Origin of the sequence: Dethiosulfatarculus sandiegensis (assembly GCF_000931935.2) — a bacterium.
In the GTDB taxonomy this organism is placed as follows: Bacteria; Desulfobacterota; Desulfarculia; order Desulfarculales; family Desulfarculaceae; genus Dethiosulfatarculus; species Dethiosulfatarculus sandiegensis.
This window is the reverse complement of sequence record NZ_AZAC01000078.1, coordinates 1-15477: the sequence shown is the minus strand read 5'-3', so window position 1 is coordinate 15477 and position 15477 is coordinate 1. Positions and strand designations below refer to the sequence as shown.

The window sequence follows — 15477 nt, the reverse complement described above, 5'->3', positions numbered from 1 at the left end:
ATTTTTTTGAGCTGTTCAGGCACAAGGCGGTGGTCCTTAATCAATTAAGACCACCGCCTTGTCATGAAAATTAAAGATATCTCACGCCACTTGTCTTTTGAGTTTTGGCGCGGAGCGTAAGACATGTAAATCATAGGTGCAAAGCGCCAGCATGGCGGCCATGGCCACCCAGAATACGGCGCTGTGGCCCGTCATGAGAAGTACGGTTACAGCCAGCACAAATTCCGCACAGCGCCTGGCATAGCCCAACGGGGTTGTGTCTAATCCGTATATGGCGAATATGATGCCTGCCAGCCCTAAGCCCACTATGAGCATGGGGTATAAGGCGGCTGTGCTGCCTGCCAGCAGGTCAGGATGGAACAGAAAGAGCACCGGCAATATAAAGAGAGGGATTCCCAGCTTAAGCGATTGCCAGGCAGTGCTCCAAAAAGGAGCCTTGGAGATTTTGCAGGCCACCGCCGCGTTCAGGGCCACCGGCGGAGTCAGCCCGGACAGGATGGCGATATAGAACACAAAGAAATGGGAGACCAGCGGTTGGATGCCGAATTCCTCCAGGGCCGGGGCGGCCATGATGGCCACCATCAGGTAAGCCGCCACAGTGGGGACACCCATTCCAAAAAGCATGCATACCAGGGTGACAAAGAGGATCAGCACCCCGAAGTTGCTGCCCGCGGTTTCGGTCAGAGTGGTGGTTATCTTTAAGGTCAGGCCGGATACGTTAAGCACCGCGACTATCACGCCCATGAGGCTTAAAAGCAGGATCAGGCTCACCGATCCCTTAACGCCCATGATGAGTCCCTTGAACAGTTGCCTGGGGTATGCCTTTAACATTTCGGGCTTTTTTTTGAGCCAGAATATGCCTCCCAAAACAGCCTGACCCGCCAGCAGGGCAATAGTCGCCGCCAGGCCGGAGATCATGATGCCCATCATCAGATATCCCAGCATGAAGATGAGCACCGCCACTGCGGTGACCAGGGGAAGTATCTTGACTATGTCGGCCCAGGTTACCTTGAACTTGCTTAAATCTTCGTTTGCATCAAAGGTCAGATGCTTGCGGGAAAGGAAGTAGACGCTTAGGGCGGTTGCGCCAAAGAAAAGCAACCCCGGCACTATGCCCACCAGCATTAAATCAAAGTAGCGTACACCCAAAAACTCCACCATCAAAAACACCCCGGCGCCCATAATGGGAGGCATAACCTGGCCTCCGGTGGAGATCACCGCTTCGATGGCCCCGGCTATGGAGCCGGGCAGTCCATGACGCTTCATAAGTGGAATGGTGAAAGCGCCGGTGGCCGCCACGTTGGCTGCGGCGCTGCCGCTGAAACCACCGATTATAAGGCTTGAAACCACGGCGGTCTGGGGAACCCCGTAACGGGCGTAGCGGGGGATCACCTGACATATTTTCATCAGCACATCCAGACAACCGAAGCCTTCCGCTATGGAGGCGAGCAACACGAATATGGTTATCCAGGTGCAGCCCACCTGCGGCAAGAGCCCCCAGATTCCCTGGTTCATCTCTACCGAGGCGCTGCTTATCAACCGTGAGATCGAGATGCCGCCATGATGCAGAAAGCCCGGCAGGTAGTTGCCGAACAGGCTGTACAGGATGAAAAAGCCGATGATGTACAGAATTATGTTGCCGTGATCTTTTCTGACTACTTCCGCTATTACCAGAAAGGAAAGCAGGCCAATGCCAAAGTCCAGGTCGGTGAAGTCACCGGCCCGTTCATAGATCAGGCTGTTATAGTTAAACCAAAGATAGAATAAAGACAGAAAAGATAATGCCAACAAGGTTGTAAATAAAACCCGGTTCGCGGAGTCGCCCAAGCCTGCACGTACGGTTTTACCCTGATACAAAAGATGTATGATCAGACTGAGGGGCACAAGGACGGTAGTTAGACGGATGCGGCCTTCAAACCCGGTAATGGTGTAGTTAACCACCAAACCGACAAAGATTAAGGCGCAAATATTCGCTGCCAGCGTTAAAAAATTTCTATTTGCTTTTTGTGTCCCGCTCATATTAGAAGCGTCCTTAAAAGGTTTTTAAAAATTTTGCAATAAACAAATTTTCGGCAGGTGGTTTGTCTATCCCCGGACAATTATGGAAGTCCGGGGATAGTGGTTTTCCGCTTATTTGTCAGCGCCAACCTTCCAGGCGTCGTTCCAAACGCCTTTTTCTTTTAGATAACGAGCCAGACCGGCATGAACCGGAACATCGGGGATGGAGTTGATGACCGCTGTCTGGAACTCAAGTCCACCCTTTTGCATCCCCTTGAAGCCTTTGCTGACCTTCACCAGCTCGCCGGTGTGTTCCATAAGCGATTTGACGAAGTTGTACACATTATCAGCAGACATGTTGGGGCCGGTCTGGTATCCGAACACTATGGAAGGGCAGATAACAGCATCCACCCCTAATTTTTTACCAAAAACCGCTTTGGGATCATAGTTCACCATCACCACTCCGCCCTTTTTCAGCTTCTCTTCTTCTTCGGCGTTGAAATTGATAATCTTGAGATCGGAACGGGTGACCAGGTTTTCGGTGTAGGCATTGGGGGTGAGCTGGGCAACGCTGCAAGTGACCACGGCGTCCACCACCCCGGATTTCAACAGGTCCGGAGCCTGCATCAGGCTGATTTCCACATGCTTGACCTGGTCCACCATGCCCAGAATCTTGAAAACCTTTTTATACAAATCATGGGGGCCGGTGGCTGCCGGGTACATGAAGACCTTTTTGCCCTTCAGGTCGGATATGGTCTTGATGTCGTCCCTTTTCTTAAGGGTCATTACCGAGTATTCGGCAGTGTAGGTGTAGATGGTTTGATAAACTTTTCGCTGCAAGGTCTTTTTGGCAAAAGGGCCCTCATTGTGCAGGGCTTGCCAAAGCTGGAAATTGGAGGCATAGCACGAATCCACATCACCTTTGCCGAAGAGTTTCATGCTGGCTGTACTGCCCTGGGTCGGCGATACGGAAAAGCGGAGATTTTTGCTGTATTTACCCGCAACCTTTGCCACAGAGGCCGCAGTGGCATACCCGAAAGAGCCCATTTTGCCGGAACCCATACGCCAGTCTGTGGTGTCTGCAGCCATGGCCTGAGTACCGGCCATGGGGGCCATGATCAAAGCGGCCACCAGAGCCAGGCTCAGCACATAGTCCTTAAATCTCATGTCTCTCTCCTTTTATCGGTATATTAAATTAAAAAAAATTACATAAGATCACAAAGTAAACCGTTTTGTCGCGGTTAGTGGTTAAGGTTATGCATCCAGAATCGGTCTCAGATTAAACAGATCCAAGGTGCTGACCCCGGATTCTATTTTCCGGCGCTTTTCTTCCTCTTCAGCTTCCCGGGCCAGGGCGGCTTTGAGGACATCGCTTGCCTTTTCAGCCGCAACCACCACCGCCCCGTCACTGTCGGCCACAATGATATCGCCGGGGGAGATCATGACTCCACCAAGCTTGATGGACTGATTCATGGTTCCCTTGTTCTTTTTGGTGGTGCCTCCCATGAAAACCCCTGCCGAAAAAACAGGAAATTTCATTTCGTTTATGGTGTTGGAATCCCTTACACAGCCATCGGTCAACAAGCCTGCGATTCCCCTTTTCTGGGCGGCGAGCGTCAGGATGTCTCCCCAAAGGCCTCCGGCCAGATAGTGCCCGGTGCCGATGACCAGGATGTCGCCGGGGCCGGCTTGGGCTGCTGCGGCATGGGCCATGAGGTTGTCGCCTCCGCAGGATAATACCGGGAATGCCGGGCCACACAGCTTCATCCAAGGAAATAGTGGCCTAATATATATGGGCAAAGCGCCGACGCCGCCCTGTGCTTCATATATGGTGGCTGAATCTAATGCCGCCAATCCGTTGATTGTCTCTGCATCAACCATGAAATGCTGCTCCTTGGCAGGTTTATTGCCGTTTATTTTTTTAGTAGTGGTTTTCCCTAAGTTGCTTAGGCAAGCTAATGGCGTTGCCCGGCAGGTTCATTAACTGAAGCCATGCTAGCAAAACTGAATATTGATATAAAACGTATTTATTTTTGATATAATATGATTAAATTGCATATTAAGGACGCTTGTTATGTATGACAGGGGAATTGAGGCGTTTTTCGCCGTGGCTTCCAGCCGCAGCCTTTCCAAGGCCTCTGAACTTTTGCATATCTCCCAGACCGCGGTCAGCCGCAGGCTGAAGGATCTGGAAGAGCAGTTGGGCATAACCTTGGTTGATCGCCAAAAAGGGGTGAGAAGTTGTGAATTGACCCTGGCCGGAGAAAGGTTCTTGCCGATTGCGGAACGCTGGAACCGCCTTCAGCGTAAGCTTCACCAGTTTTCATCCGGTGTGTTGGCGGTTTCATTGCGTTTAGGCTGTGTGGACAGCTTGAGCAAGCACGTTATGCCGGACTTGTACAGGGCGCTAAGGGCCCATGATCCGCCCGTGTATTTAAGGATATTCACCACCAGATCCGTTGAGTTATATGACAAGATTGAACGCCGGGAATTGGATGTGGCTTTTGTACTGCAGGAGAAAAACTTGCAGAATGTCGAGGTTACGCCTTTTTACAAAGAGAAAATGATGGTCGCCAAAATGCAGGATGGCGTTTTTGCTTCATCGAAACTGCAGGCCGGGCAGCTTGATCCCAGACACGAACTCTATATTAATTGGGGCCCGGGACATCACATATGGCATGACCAGACTTGGGGGCCTGCCCGCAAGTCTGAGATTGAACTCGATTCGGTAGAGCTGGCTCGGGATTTAATCGAAGGCCCGGAAAATTGGGTGCTGGTTCCGGAATCTGTGATGAACTCCTATAAATGGAAAACCGATATGGCTTATTACAGATTAACCCCTCCGCCTCCCGACCGGATCACCTACATGATAACCCATTCCTTTCCCCGCCCAGGGGCGAGGGATGGCTTGGAGATAATTAAACAAATCGCCGAGGAGCAGGGGTTTTTCAATGTTGGGTGAAAGTTAAGAAAAGCGTTCCCCTATACACTGGGCGGCTTGAAAGCAGGGTGATACAGGCAAGAATCCTGGGCCGCATATGGGGCCTCGCGGGTTTTGCCTCGTTCGCATGGTTGACAGGTAAAAGGGTAGGTTGCGTACTTTAGTCTTTATACCGGCTTTAAGGCTTTTCGCCCTTTTCCCGGTATACAAGTTTGTGTTTTTTCATCAGGGCGCTGAAGTTGGAGCGATGCATGCCCACTTTTTTCGCCGCTTTGGTTATATTGCCTTGTTTCGCTTTTAAGGCCTTGATCAGAAAAGCCTTTTCTATGCGGCCAAAGGTGTTTTCCAAAAGGCTTTTTTTCAAGGCCTTTAGCTCGCTTAAGGTTTCCGGGACACTGTTATTCATATAAGGCAGTTGCGCCCCCATGTGGGAGGTCAACTGGATGATATCCATAATTCCGCCTTCGGACATTATAACCAGGCGTTCGATGATGTTCTTGAGTTGGCGCACGTTGCCGGACCACTCGTAATTTATCAGCACCTCAAGGGCGTCCTCGGTAAAGCCGTCTATATGTTTGCCGGTCTTCTGGCAAAAATGCCTGAGGTAATGATAGACCAGTTTGGGGATATCTCCCTTGCGTTCCCGCAAAGGCGGCAGAGAGATGGGAAAAACGTTCAGGCGATAGAACAGGTCCTCGCGAAAAGCGCCCTGTTCCACCATTGCAGCCAAGTTCTTGTTGGTTGCGGCCAGGATGCGGACATCACTTTTTTTAAAGAAACCAGCGCCCACAGGCTTATATTCCCTGGCCTCCAACACCCTCAGCAACTTTGCCTGGATATCCAGGTTTATATTCGCCACATCGTCTAAAAAAAGGGTGCCGGACTGAGCTAACTCAAAGATGCCGGCTTTATCGTGCTCTGCACCGGTAAACGCCCCCTTTACATGCCCAAAGAGCTCGCTTTCCAAAATGCTGGAAGAAAAGGTGCTGCAATCCACAGCCACGAATTGCTTGGCCGCCCTCCCGCTGTGAGCGTGAATCGCACGGGCAAAGAGCTCCTTGCCGGTTCCGCTTTCGCCGTAGATCAGCACAGTGCTGTCGGTGAGGGCCACCTTTCTCACCTTTTCAAAAACCCGGAGGATAGCCGGGCTGTCGCCGATTATTTTATCGCTTCGGAAACTGTCTGACAGCTCTTTGCGAAGGGCTATGTTTTCATCGATCAAGTTTTTCTTATCAACGGCTTTTTTGACGGATAACAGAAGTTCGTCATCTAAAAACGGCTTGGCCAGATAATCAAAGGCCCCTTGTTTCATGGCATCCACAGCGTTTTGCACTGTGGAGTATCCGGTTATGATAATGATAAATTGTCCGGGTTTTTCTTTACGCAGGGTGTTTAGAACTTCCATCCCGTCCAGATCCGGCATTTTCATATCCAAAAGGATCACGTCATAGTTGTCTTCCAGGGCGGCGGCCAGTCCGTCTGTGCCCGTGGATTTGGCCTCCACCGCATAACCTTCCTCGGACAAGACCAGTTGGCAGGCCTTGCAGAGCATCTTTTCATCGTCGATTATCAGGATGCTGTTTTTAGGCGGGTTCATCTTGATCACTCGCCAAAATTTTCGGCTTGCCGGGTTACCGGAAACTCCAGGATCACCTTGGTGCCTTCCCCCAAGCTGCTTTGGATATCGATAGTGCCCTGATGCCCCTTCATAATGCCGTAGCTCACCGATAAACCGAGCCCGGTTCCATTTGGTTTAGTGGAGAAAAACGGTTCAAACACTCTTGAAATATACTCACCGGAAATGCCTTTCCCACTGTCTGTCACCTCAACCTGTATGCGTTTCCCTTTTGAAATGGTGCGAGTTGTAACCGTTATTTTCCCCCGTTCATTGATAGATTGGATGGCGTTTAAAAGCAGATTTATCAATACCTGCTCGACCTGGTTTTGGTCCAACATGCTTTCCGGCAATTCAGAAGCAAAGTTTTTTTCAAGCTCAATGTGATTAAGATGTAGTTCGTTGCCGACCACGGCCAGGGCCTTGGCCATAACCTGGTTTACATCGGTCATTTTCTTTTGGGCTTCTCTTTCCCGACTGAACTCCAAAAGCTCTTGAATGATGTCGCGGCAACGCATGGCTTCGTGGGAGATGATCTCCAGGCCTTCCTTCAAGGGGCTGTCGTTTGGAACCTTTTTGGACATATTGGAGCTGTAGAGCAGAATCCCGGCCAGTGGATTGTTGATTTCATGGGCAATGCCCGCGGCCATGCGCCCCAATGCGGAGAGCTTTTCGGTTTGAGTGGCCAAGTGATCGTACCGGGATTTTTGGGTCTCCAGCAAGCGGGCCTTTTGAATGGCACAGGCGCATTGCTCCACTATGGAAACCACAAAATGCAGTTCCGCTTCGGAAAATTCCCTCTTTCGGCCCAGGAAGGTGCGCAGGATGCCGATTATGTTTTCCTCCATGGACATGGGGACATCGAGCATCATTTCGATTCCCTCTTCCCGGGCTTCCTTGGGGTACTGGACCCGAGGGTCATTCAGCATGTCTTTGATAATAACGACTTTGTTCTTTTTATAGAGGTCGCTGATCAGCCTTTTGCTGGAGATGGGTCCCTTGGCAAGATAACGCTCGCTCAAACCATAGGAGGCGCTTAACTCAAAGCGGTTTGTTTCCAGGTTGAGAAGGCGTATTAACGCGCCTTTGGCATTCAGCACTTGAGTGATTTTTAAGACCACCAGGTCCAAAACTTCCGTGGTTTCATTGCTGGCGTGGACCGCAGAAATAACCTCGCGGAAAGTGCGGTAAAAGGTCTCAAATTGGTCAAAATCAGTCATCATAAATCTCTCATACTTTATTTTACGAAGCTGAAATAAAATCACTCAAGAAAAAATTATCCACCTTTTCTATTGGTATTTTTATTACCCGCCCAAATCCGCAGGTTCTCCAGGGCACATTGCCAACCTTTTCAATAGCCACTGCCAGTCAATATGTATATTTTATTATACGCATATAAATAGTTATAATATTTAAAAGATTAAAAAAAATCCTCGCCGGGCGGATATTAAAAAATACGCTTTGCCATAAAACGGGCGGTTTCAAATCCCGGGGCTTTGGCTGTAACTACCTAATATGAAATATCTATTCCCAATATTAATTCCCTTTACAATCCCCCTGAATATTGGAATGCAGTTTGCAAAGTATAGAAATCGCAGGCTGATTCACTCCTATTTGTTTTTTGGAAAAAGGAGGGGATGTGATGGGCCTTAACACTCAAACCATTAAAGAAAGTGGTGGTTGGCATCCTCACATTCTCTTGGTTGAGGATGAGACCAATGTGGCCAAGGGGCTTAAGATGGTCCTCAGCGAGGAGGGATATGGGGTTGACGTGACCATGGACGGCAAAAGCGCCCTGGATACCTTCCGGGGCAACGGTTTTGACCTGGTTGTCGCCGACCTGAGATTGCCGGATATCGACGGCATGGAGGTTATCAGGACGGTGAAGGCGGAGCGTCCCGAGACCCAGGTGGTTATTATCACTGGGTTCCCCTCGGTATCCTCAGCCGTGGCCGCCGTGAAGATGGGCGTCCATGATTACCTTCGCAAACCTTTTACAGATGATGAATTCAAAAACGCAGTCAATAGCGCCCTTCTGAAAAAGAAAGAACCATCTGTTGAGAAGCTTTTGGTCAAAACCGAAAACGAGCGGCTCATTCAGAAGCAGGAAGTGATCAAGGTCTTGGAAAGAGCGAATCAGGAGCAGACCTTCTGGCGCAAACTCATGGAGGAAGGCTCCACGGCCCTTGGGGATTACCACCTGACCAGTGCGGCCAAGGCTGCCATTATTTCCGGTGATTTGCAGTGGATCCGCGACCATGTCGGCGATTTGAGCGAAAAGCAGCTGACCTTCATTTACAAGCGCCTGGAACGGGAAGCTTGGTAAGCATCGTCTGTGGACGATGGTTTTTAAAACGTTATGGGGAGGTGATTGCAAATGGCCCCAAACCAAGCGTCGCTTTTGGCCGGTGGAGAGGATGAAGCACAATTCGAATCACTTTTCAATGACTTGCGCCAGAGGTTTTCCGGCAGGGCTGAGGAGTTGATACCCATGTTGCAGAGAACCCAGAAGGTGTTGGGTTTTTTACCGCCTAAGGCACTGATCTTTATAGCTGAATTCATTGGTATGCCCCAGGCCAAGGTGTTTGGAGCGGCCACCTTTTACGCCCAGTTCAGGTTTGATCCTCCGGGCAGGCACACCATCAAGATCTGTCGGGGCACGGCCTGCCACGTAAGGGGCTCTGACCGGATTCAGGAGGATATCCAAACCCGCTTGAAGGTTAAGGCGGGCGAAACCACTTCCGACCGTTGTTTCAGCCTGGAGACTGTGGCCTGTTTTGGTAGTTGCGCCTTGGCCCCGGTGGTGGTGTTGGACGAGTCTGTCCATGGCCGGATGACTCCATTTAAGACCAGGAAAGTTTTACAACGCACCGTTGAAAAAGAGGAAGGGGCGTCTGCCAAAAAAGAAAACTCCCCCAAACCAGGAGGGTCCTGATGGATTACACAGAGTTGCAGAACAGGGCCGAACGCAAAATGCGCTCTCTGGGGGAATCCCGCATTCCCTTGATCCATATCGGCACCGGCACCTGCGGCCTGGCCGCCGGGGCCGGAGAGGTGTTGGCAGAGGCCAGGGCCTTTTTAAACAAGTCTGGCCTGTTGGCCCGGATTGTGGAGGTCGGTTGCCTGGGTCTTTGCTATCAGGAGCCTTTGTTGGGTATTAAATCACTCGGCCATCCCATGATCTACTATGGGCGCGTGTCCGCGGCAAACACAGCGGAGATACTGAAAGCTCAGCTCATAGACGGCGAACCGGACACAAAAGCGGCCCTTTTCACCATGGGCTCGGATGCAGTAAACGGAGTTCCCGATTTTCATGAACTGCCCTTTGTGCGTCCCCAGGTGAGGATCGCCTTGCGCAATTGCGGCCTGATCGATCCGGGCGAGATCGATCACTACCTGGCCCGCGGGGGGTATGAAGGGCTGAAAAGGGCTTTAGGGCTTTCTCCGCATGAGGTCATAGAAGAGATCAAGGCATCCGGACTGAGGGGGCGGGGGGGGGCCGGTTTCCCTACTGGCGTGAAATGGGATTTTGCCCATAAATCGAAGAGTTCTGAGAAATATTTTATCTGTAACGCCGATGAGGGAGACCCCGGCGCGTTTATGGACCGCTCCCTTTTGGAGGGAGACCCTCATGCGGTTTTGGAGGGCATGATCATCGGGGCTTATGCCATAGGGGCTTCTGAGGGCTACGTTTATATCCGCACCGAGTATCCCTTGGCCATCAAACGGCTTGAAACCGCCCTGGAGCAGATGAAGGCCTATGGCCTTCTGGGCGGCGGCATATTGGACAAGGGCTTTGCTTTTCATATTAAAATCAAGGAAGGGGCGGGCGCCTTTGTCTGCGGTGAGGAAACCGCGCTGATGGCCTCCATTGCCGGTGGGCGGGGCATGCCCCGGTCTCGGCCGCCTTTTCCGGCTCAGGCCGGTTTGTGGGAGCGGCCAACCAATATCAACAACGTTGAGACCCTGGCCAATGTGTCTGCCATCATGGAGCGCGGGGCAGACTGGTTCGCAGGCTATGGCACAAAAAAAAGCAAGGGAACCAAGACCTTTTCCCTGGCAGGCAAGATCAGGCGCACCGGCCTTATCGAGGTGCCCATGGGAACCAGGCTGAAGGAGATCATAGAGGAGATCGGCGGCGGAGTTATCGGCGGGGGTAATTTCAAGGCTGTTCAGACCGGCGGCCCCTCCGGCGGATGCATTCCCTTTAGCCTTAATCACCTGCCCGTGGATTACGAGTCTTTGGCTGAAGCGGGTTCGATCATGGGTTCCGGCGGGATGGTGGTGATGGACGAGCGCACCTGCATGGTGGATATGGCCCGCTATTTTCTCACCTTCACTGGAAACGAATCCTGCGGCAAATGCCTGCCCTGTCGGCTCGGCAGCCGCCAACTCCTGGATATTCTCATTGATATCTGCGAGGGGCGGGGCTCGCCGGAGGACCTGGACCTTTTGGAAGAGGTCGGCGAAGCCATGCAAAAGGCTTCTCTTTGCGGCCTGGGACAGACAGCCCCCAATCCGGTCATCTCCACCTTGAAATACTTCAGGCAGGAGTATGAAAAGCACGTGATTGACCATAAATGCCCGGCCGGAGTGTGTAAGGCCCTGTTCTTCTACCAGATAGATCCGGAAAAATGCACCGGTTGCATGGCCTGCTTGAGGAAGTGCCCGGCAAACGCCATCAGCGGAAGCAAAAAAGAGCCTCACGAAATTGACCAGGAAGCCTGCATCAGATGCGGTGAATGCTATGACTCATGCAAATTTGAGGCAGTGGCCATCATGTAGGCCTGTTCGCGTAAACCTGTTGCCAGGGAAGTGAACCAAGAACCAGGCTGGGGGTTAACCCGGTAACATTAAAGCAAAATTAAAGAGTCGTTCAGTTTCGGGATATGGATGATAACGAAATGGACGGTCCGAAAACAAAGGGAGCAAAAAAATGGAAGCCTTGCATCTGACCATTGACGGGCGCAGGCAAACCGTTGCCCCTGGGACCACGGTGCTGGAGGCCATCCGTCAGGCGGGCATCTACGTGCCCACCTTGTGTGATGACCCGGACCTTAAGCCATTCGGGGCCTGTCGGCTTTGCCTGGTTGAAATAGAGGGCATGCGGGGGCTTCCCACCTCCTGCACCACCCCGGCCCAGGATGGCATGGTGGTGTGGACCGAGAACGAAGAAATTCTCCGCATGCGCCGCATTATTATAGAGCTTCTCCTGGCCAATCATCCCCAGGACTGCCTTGTCTGCCCCAAGGCCGAGGAATGCGAACTCCTCAAGGTTGCCAACTATTTAGGCGCTGATAAGGCAAGGGTGGCGCGCCTGCGCCGGGGCAGGCTGGACAGGCCTGTGGACGATTCCACCCCGGGCTTTGTCTATGACCCCAACAAGTGCATTCTCTGCGGTAAATGCGTTCGCGCCTGCCAGGAGGTTGCCTTTGTGGGGGCGATCGATTTTGCCTATCGGGGCCAAAAGACCATAATCACGCCTTTTTGGAATCAGAGCCTGCTTGAATCTGTCTGCCAGAGCTGCGGCGAATGCGTGGCCCGCTGCCCCACCGGCGCTTTGACTATCAGGGAAAGCCTGCCCGCCACCAGGCAGGTTGAGACTATTTGCCCTTATTGTGGAGTTGGTTGCGGTGTGCGCTTGGGCGTGCGCCAGGAGCGGATAGTTAGGGTGGAGGGCGTTCGGGAAAATCCGGTAAGCCGTGGAGAATTATGCGTAAAAGGACGGTTTGGGCTTGATTTTGTGCATAGCCCGGAGCGTTTGGCAACGCCCTTGGTGCGAAAAGAGAATATTGGGCGTCTGGCCAAGCCGCCTGACCCCAGGCAGGCTTTCCGGGAGGCTGGCTGGGAAGAGGCCCTGGAGCTGACTGCCAATGCCTTGCAAGGCCTGATCCATGAATACGGGTCTGATTGCCTGGGTGTGTTGTCTTCCGCCAAATGCACCAATGAGGATAATTATGTCACCCAGAAGTTTGCCCGCGCGGTATTGAAGACCAATAATGTTGACCATTGCGCCCGTTTGTGCCACGCCTCCACAGTGACCGCAGCCTTGGCCGCCTTTGGCGACGGGGCCATGAGCAATTCTATTTCTGATTTTGAAAAGGCCGATGTGATCCTGGTCATCGGCTCCAACACAACCGAATGCCACCCTGTAATCGGCCGCCGCATCAAGCGGGCTGTGCAGGAAAAAGGGGCCAAGCTTTTGGTGGCAGACCCTCGGGCAGTTGAGCTGAGCGACCAGGCCGAGCTTTTCCTTAATCATCTGCCCGGAACCGATGTTGCCCTGTTAAACGGCCTGATGAACCGGATTGTGGAATTGAAGCTTCACAATCGCCGCTTTATTGCCAGGCGGTGTGAAAACTATGAGGCCTTTGCCGAATCATTGGCCGGCTACACTCCAGAGGTCACCGAGGCTACGACCGGCGTTCCGGCGGAGAAGATCCAAAGAGCCGCCCGGATTCTGGGCAAGGCCAAGCGACTGGTGGTGGCCTATGGCATGGGCATCACCCAACACGTGACCGGCACGGATAACGTAAAGGCCGTGGCCAACCTTTTGATGCTCACCGGAAATATGGGGCGGCTGGGGTGTGGTTTTGCGCCCTTGCGGGGCCAGAACAACGTGCAGGGGGCTTGCGACATGGGTGCCTTGCCCAATGTTTATCCGGGCTACCAGCGGGTGGATAATCCCGAGGTCAAGGCCAAGTTCGAGCTTGCCTGGGGCGCTATACTTAGCGACCGTCCGGGCCTGACCTTGACTGAAATGATAAAGGCAGCCCATACCGGCAGCCTGAAAGGGCTTTATATTGTAGGCGAAAACCCCATGCTGAGCGAGGCGGACCTTAACCACGCCCAAGAGGCCATGGCCAGACTTGGTTTTATCGCTGTGCAGGATATCTTTTTGACCGAAACTGCGGCTTTGGCTGATGTTGTTTTTCCTTCCGCCTGCTTTGCCGAAAAGGAGGGCAGCTTCACGAATACGGAACGGCGCATCCAGAAGGTGAACCGTGCGCTCAACCCGCCGGGGCAGGCCAGGGAAGACTGGCGCATACTCTCCGATCTGGCGGCTCTTTTGGGACGGCCCTTTGCCTTTGCAAACAGCGCTGAGATTATGGATGAAATCGCTTCCCTGACCCCCATCTACGGCGGGATCAGCCATGACCGCCTTGGGCTGCGCGGATTGCAATGGCCCTGCTGGAACCGGCGTCACAAAGGCAGCGCCATGCTCCATAAAGGGCGCTTCACCAGGGGTAGGGGCAGGTTCCATGTGGTTCACGACCGTCCCCCGGCAGAGCTGCCCTCTGCGGAATATCCTCTCCTGCTCACCACCGGCCGCATCCTGGAACACTGGCACACAGGCTCCATGACCCACCGCTCGCGAGTGCTCGAAACCCTGGCCCCTGAAAGTAGGATCGAGATCAATCCCCAGGACGCAGCCGAACTCGGCGTGACCGAAGGAGACACCCTTTCCATCAAGTCCAGGCGTGGACAGGTCCGCTCCAAGGCCCGCACCAGCCGAAGGGTGAGGCCCGGCCAGACCTTTATGGCCTTTCATTGGCAGGACGCACCGGCCAACTCCCTCACCAACCCGAGCGTGGACCCGGTGGCCAACATACCAGAGTATAAGGTCGCCTCCGTAAAGGCGGTGCTCGATGTCCTGGACCTGGCAGCCGAAAATAACGCCTTTTTGACCGCGTTGTCCGAAAACCCGGCCGGAATCCTTAACGACTACGACTTGAGCCCCGAGCACAGATTGGCCCTCCTGAACCTTGATTTCGATAAGCTACAGGAATGGGTGGGGCCGCTGAATGAAAGGTTGAGGCTCTGGCTGCATGACCGCTTGGCCAAAGAGAAATGGGTGGAGACGGAGTGAGGGGGGAATTGATTATGGTTGTTTGTCGGGAGCCCAAGTCCGCAAGAAATTGGGCTTTTCTAAAATTTGGCGTGCCGGGTTTGATTGAGCTGGTGGCCAGTTTGTGAATACAATTTGGGGCCTATATTGATTAAGCCTCCAGGCCCTTATTTAGAATTTTTATAAATTGAGAGTAGCTGAATATCCGGTTTCTTTTCCGTTTGGTTAACTCTTGGACAATGCCCAGGTCAATGAGGTGGGCCATCCTTATCGGGCAAAGCGTAAAATTAATAGAATACCGGTTTTACACCGTTCTCAATAGCGTCTGTATGATTGGTTAGTTATCCCAACTTGAGGACCAACCAGCTTGAGACTCATAAACAGTTAGCCCATCTTCTGATAACTCGAATGACCGTCCTTTTACATACCGATTACATGGGTGCTTGATTTTGATAAGGTCCTCCCTTAAAGGATTTGCAATTCCATGTTTAAGATAATTTATCCTGGCCCTGGTCAGGCTTAAACCGTGATTTGGGCCACCTGTTATTACGTCAGCATTTTCATTGTCTTGGCTGTAGTCTTCCCACCAGCAGACCATGCAGATGTCGCAACAGTCTCTTTCATCCAGGGTTCTATATCCACAGCAGGGGCATGCTTCTAAGAGAAGCGGCGATCCCTCGATATTGTCGACATTAATATTCATGGACCTCAGTTCTTCAATAAGATACTCATTGGCAGCGGCTTCATATTCTTGGGTCAGGTCGGCCTTGTGGTGTTCTTCGCAGAGCATAGAGGATAACTTTTGTAATATTTTTTCGTTTTTGAATTCACTCAACAAATCAGGAGGCAACTCATTATGGCCGAGCTCCTTGGGCGGAAAGGGCAGCATCATATAATCAAGCTCTTCTAGCCATTGATCAACGGTTAGCCTTTTGATATCCCGGTTAACAATCAGCCTTATTGCTTCTTGTCTTTTCATTGTTACCTTCATGTGTTTTGTAGAGTAATTATTTGGCTAAACATATGGAATGAGAAATTATTTTAGATCTATATAAAGATAACGTAAGATATTTT

At 52.1% G+C, this 15477-nt stretch carries 11 protein-coding genes; 5 read left to right on the top strand and 6 right to left on the bottom strand.

From position 1 onward, the window contains the following. Nucleotides 1-81 precede the first annotated feature (81 nt). From X474_RS23890 to X474_RS23880, 3 genes are all read right to left on the bottom strand, one after another. Nucleotides 82-2019: a TRAP transporter permease gene (locus tag X474_RS23890; RefSeq protein ID WP_044352586.1), complete on the bottom strand. Its 1938-nt coding sequence runs from the start codon at nt 2017-2019 to the stop codon at nt 82-84. 111 nt (nt 2020-2130) lie between these two features. After that, nucleotides 2131-3165, bottom strand: a complete 1035-nt coding sequence (locus tag X474_RS23885) for a TAXI family TRAP transporter solute-binding subunit (RefSeq protein ID WP_044352584.1) — start codon at nt 3163-3165, stop codon at nt 2131-2133. An 87-nt stretch (nt 3166-3252) separates the two neighbouring features. Further along, entirely contained in the window at nt 3253-3879 is a 627-nt protein-coding gene (locus tag X474_RS23880) for a 4-carboxy-4-hydroxy-2-oxoadipate aldolase/oxaloacetate decarboxylase (protein ID WP_044352583.1), read from the bottom strand. Between the two features lie 193 nt (nt 3880-4072). On the opposite strand from X474_RS23880, the gene X474_RS23875 reads away from it, so the two are divergent. Further along, nucleotides 4073-4960 carry a LysR family transcriptional regulator gene (locus X474_RS23875; RefSeq protein WP_052515583.1) on the top strand — a complete coding sequence of 296 codons (888 nt, stop codon included), beginning with the start codon at nt 4073-4075 and terminating at the stop codon, nt 4958-4960. A 157-nt stretch (nt 4961-5117) separates the two neighbouring features. Here the strand turns inward: X474_RS23875 and X474_RS23870 are convergent, their stop codons facing one another. Together X474_RS23870 and X474_RS23865 are read right to left on the bottom strand one after the other, a co-directional pair. Further along, on the bottom strand, nt 5118-6536 hold the full coding sequence (locus X474_RS23870) for a sigma-54-dependent transcriptional regulator (RefSeq protein WP_044352582.1): 1419 nt from the start codon (nt 6534-6536) through the stop codon (nt 5118-5120). A gap of 5 nt (nt 6537-6541) precedes the next feature. Beyond that, nucleotides 6542-7777 carry a GAF domain-containing sensor histidine kinase gene (locus X474_RS23865; RefSeq protein WP_156360914.1) on the bottom strand — a complete coding sequence of 412 codons (1236 nt, stop codon included), beginning with the start codon at nt 7775-7777 and terminating at the stop codon, nt 6542-6544. Between the two features lie 419 nt (nt 7778-8196). Between X474_RS23865 and X474_RS23860 the strand changes: the two genes are divergently transcribed. The 4 genes from X474_RS23860 to fdhF all read left to right on the top strand — a co-directional run bounded on the left by X474_RS23860 (nt 8197) and on the right by fdhF (nt 14424). Further along, complete coding sequence (locus X474_RS23860; protein ID WP_044352580.1) at nt 8197-8880, top strand: response regulator; 684 nt, start codon at nt 8197-8199, stop codon at nt 8878-8880. A 51-nt stretch (nt 8881-8931) separates the two neighbouring features. Next, a complete protein-coding gene (locus X474_RS23855) occupies nt 8932-9489 on the top strand; it encodes an NADH-quinone oxidoreductase subunit NuoE family protein (protein ID WP_044352579.1) in 558 nt (185 codons plus the stop codon). Next, nucleotides 9489-11339, top strand: a complete 1851-nt coding sequence (locus X474_RS23850; RefSeq protein WP_052515582.1) for an NADH-quinone oxidoreductase subunit NuoF — start codon at nt 9489-9491, stop codon at nt 11337-11339. Before X474_RS23855 ends, X474_RS23850 begins: the two co-directional genes overlap by 1 nt. Nucleotides 11340-11490: 151 nt before the next feature. Continuing rightward, nucleotides 11491-14424 (top strand): formate dehydrogenase subunit alpha, encoded by a 2934-nt coding sequence (gene fdhF / locus X474_RS23845; RefSeq protein WP_082464612.1) that lies wholly within the window; start codon nt 11491-11493, stop codon nt 14422-14424. A gap of 316 nt (nt 14425-14740) precedes the next feature. Here fdhF and X474_RS26660 read toward each other — a convergent pair whose 3' ends face one another. Continuing rightward, nucleotides 14741-15382 carry a CPCC family cysteine-rich protein gene (locus X474_RS26660; RefSeq protein ID WP_052515581.1) on the bottom strand — a complete coding sequence of 214 codons (642 nt, stop codon included), beginning with the start codon at nt 15380-15382 and terminating at the stop codon, nt 14741-14743. Nucleotides 15383-15477 lie beyond the last annotated feature (95 nt).

Excerpts from the sequence above, each read along its gene's own strand:
- fdhF (WP_082464612.1), top strand. The coding sequence starts at position 11,491 with ATGGAAGCCTTGCATCTGACCATTGACGGGCGCAGGCAAACCGTTGCC.
- X474_RS23865 (WP_156360914.1), bottom strand. The coding sequence starts at position 7,777 with ATGATGACTGATTTTGACCAATTTGAGACCTTTTACCGCACTTTCCGC.
- X474_RS23850 (WP_052515582.1), top strand. The coding sequence starts at position 9,489 with ATGGATTACACAGAGTTGCAGAACAGGGCCGAACGCAAAATGCGCTCT.
- X474_RS23880 (WP_044352583.1), bottom strand. The coding sequence starts at position 3,879 with ATGGTTGATGCAGAGACAATCAACGGATTGGCGGCATTAGATTCAGCC.
- X474_RS26660 (WP_052515581.1), bottom strand. The coding sequence starts at position 15,382 with ATGAAAAGACAAGAAGCAATAAGGCTGATTGTTAACCGGGATATCAAA.
- X474_RS23855 (WP_044352579.1), top strand. The coding sequence starts at position 8,932 with ATGGCCCCAAACCAAGCGTCGCTTTTGGCCGGTGGAGAGGATGAAGCA.
- X474_RS23890 (WP_044352586.1), bottom strand. The coding sequence starts at position 2,019 with ATGAGCGGGACACAAAAAGCAAATAGAAATTTTTTAACGCTGGCAGCG.
- X474_RS23860 (WP_044352580.1), top strand. The coding sequence starts at position 8,197 with ATGGGCCTTAACACTCAAACCATTAAAGAAAGTGGTGGTTGGCATCCT.
- X474_RS23875 (WP_052515583.1), top strand. The coding sequence starts at position 4,073 with ATGTATGACAGGGGAATTGAGGCGTTTTTCGCCGTGGCTTCCAGCCGC.
- X474_RS23870 (WP_044352582.1), bottom strand. The coding sequence starts at position 6,536 with ATGAACCCGCCTAAAAACAGCATCCTGATAATCGACGATGAAAAGATG.
- X474_RS23885 (WP_044352584.1), bottom strand. The coding sequence starts at position 3,165 with ATGAGATTTAAGGACTATGTGCTGAGCCTGGCTCTGGTGGCCGCTTTG.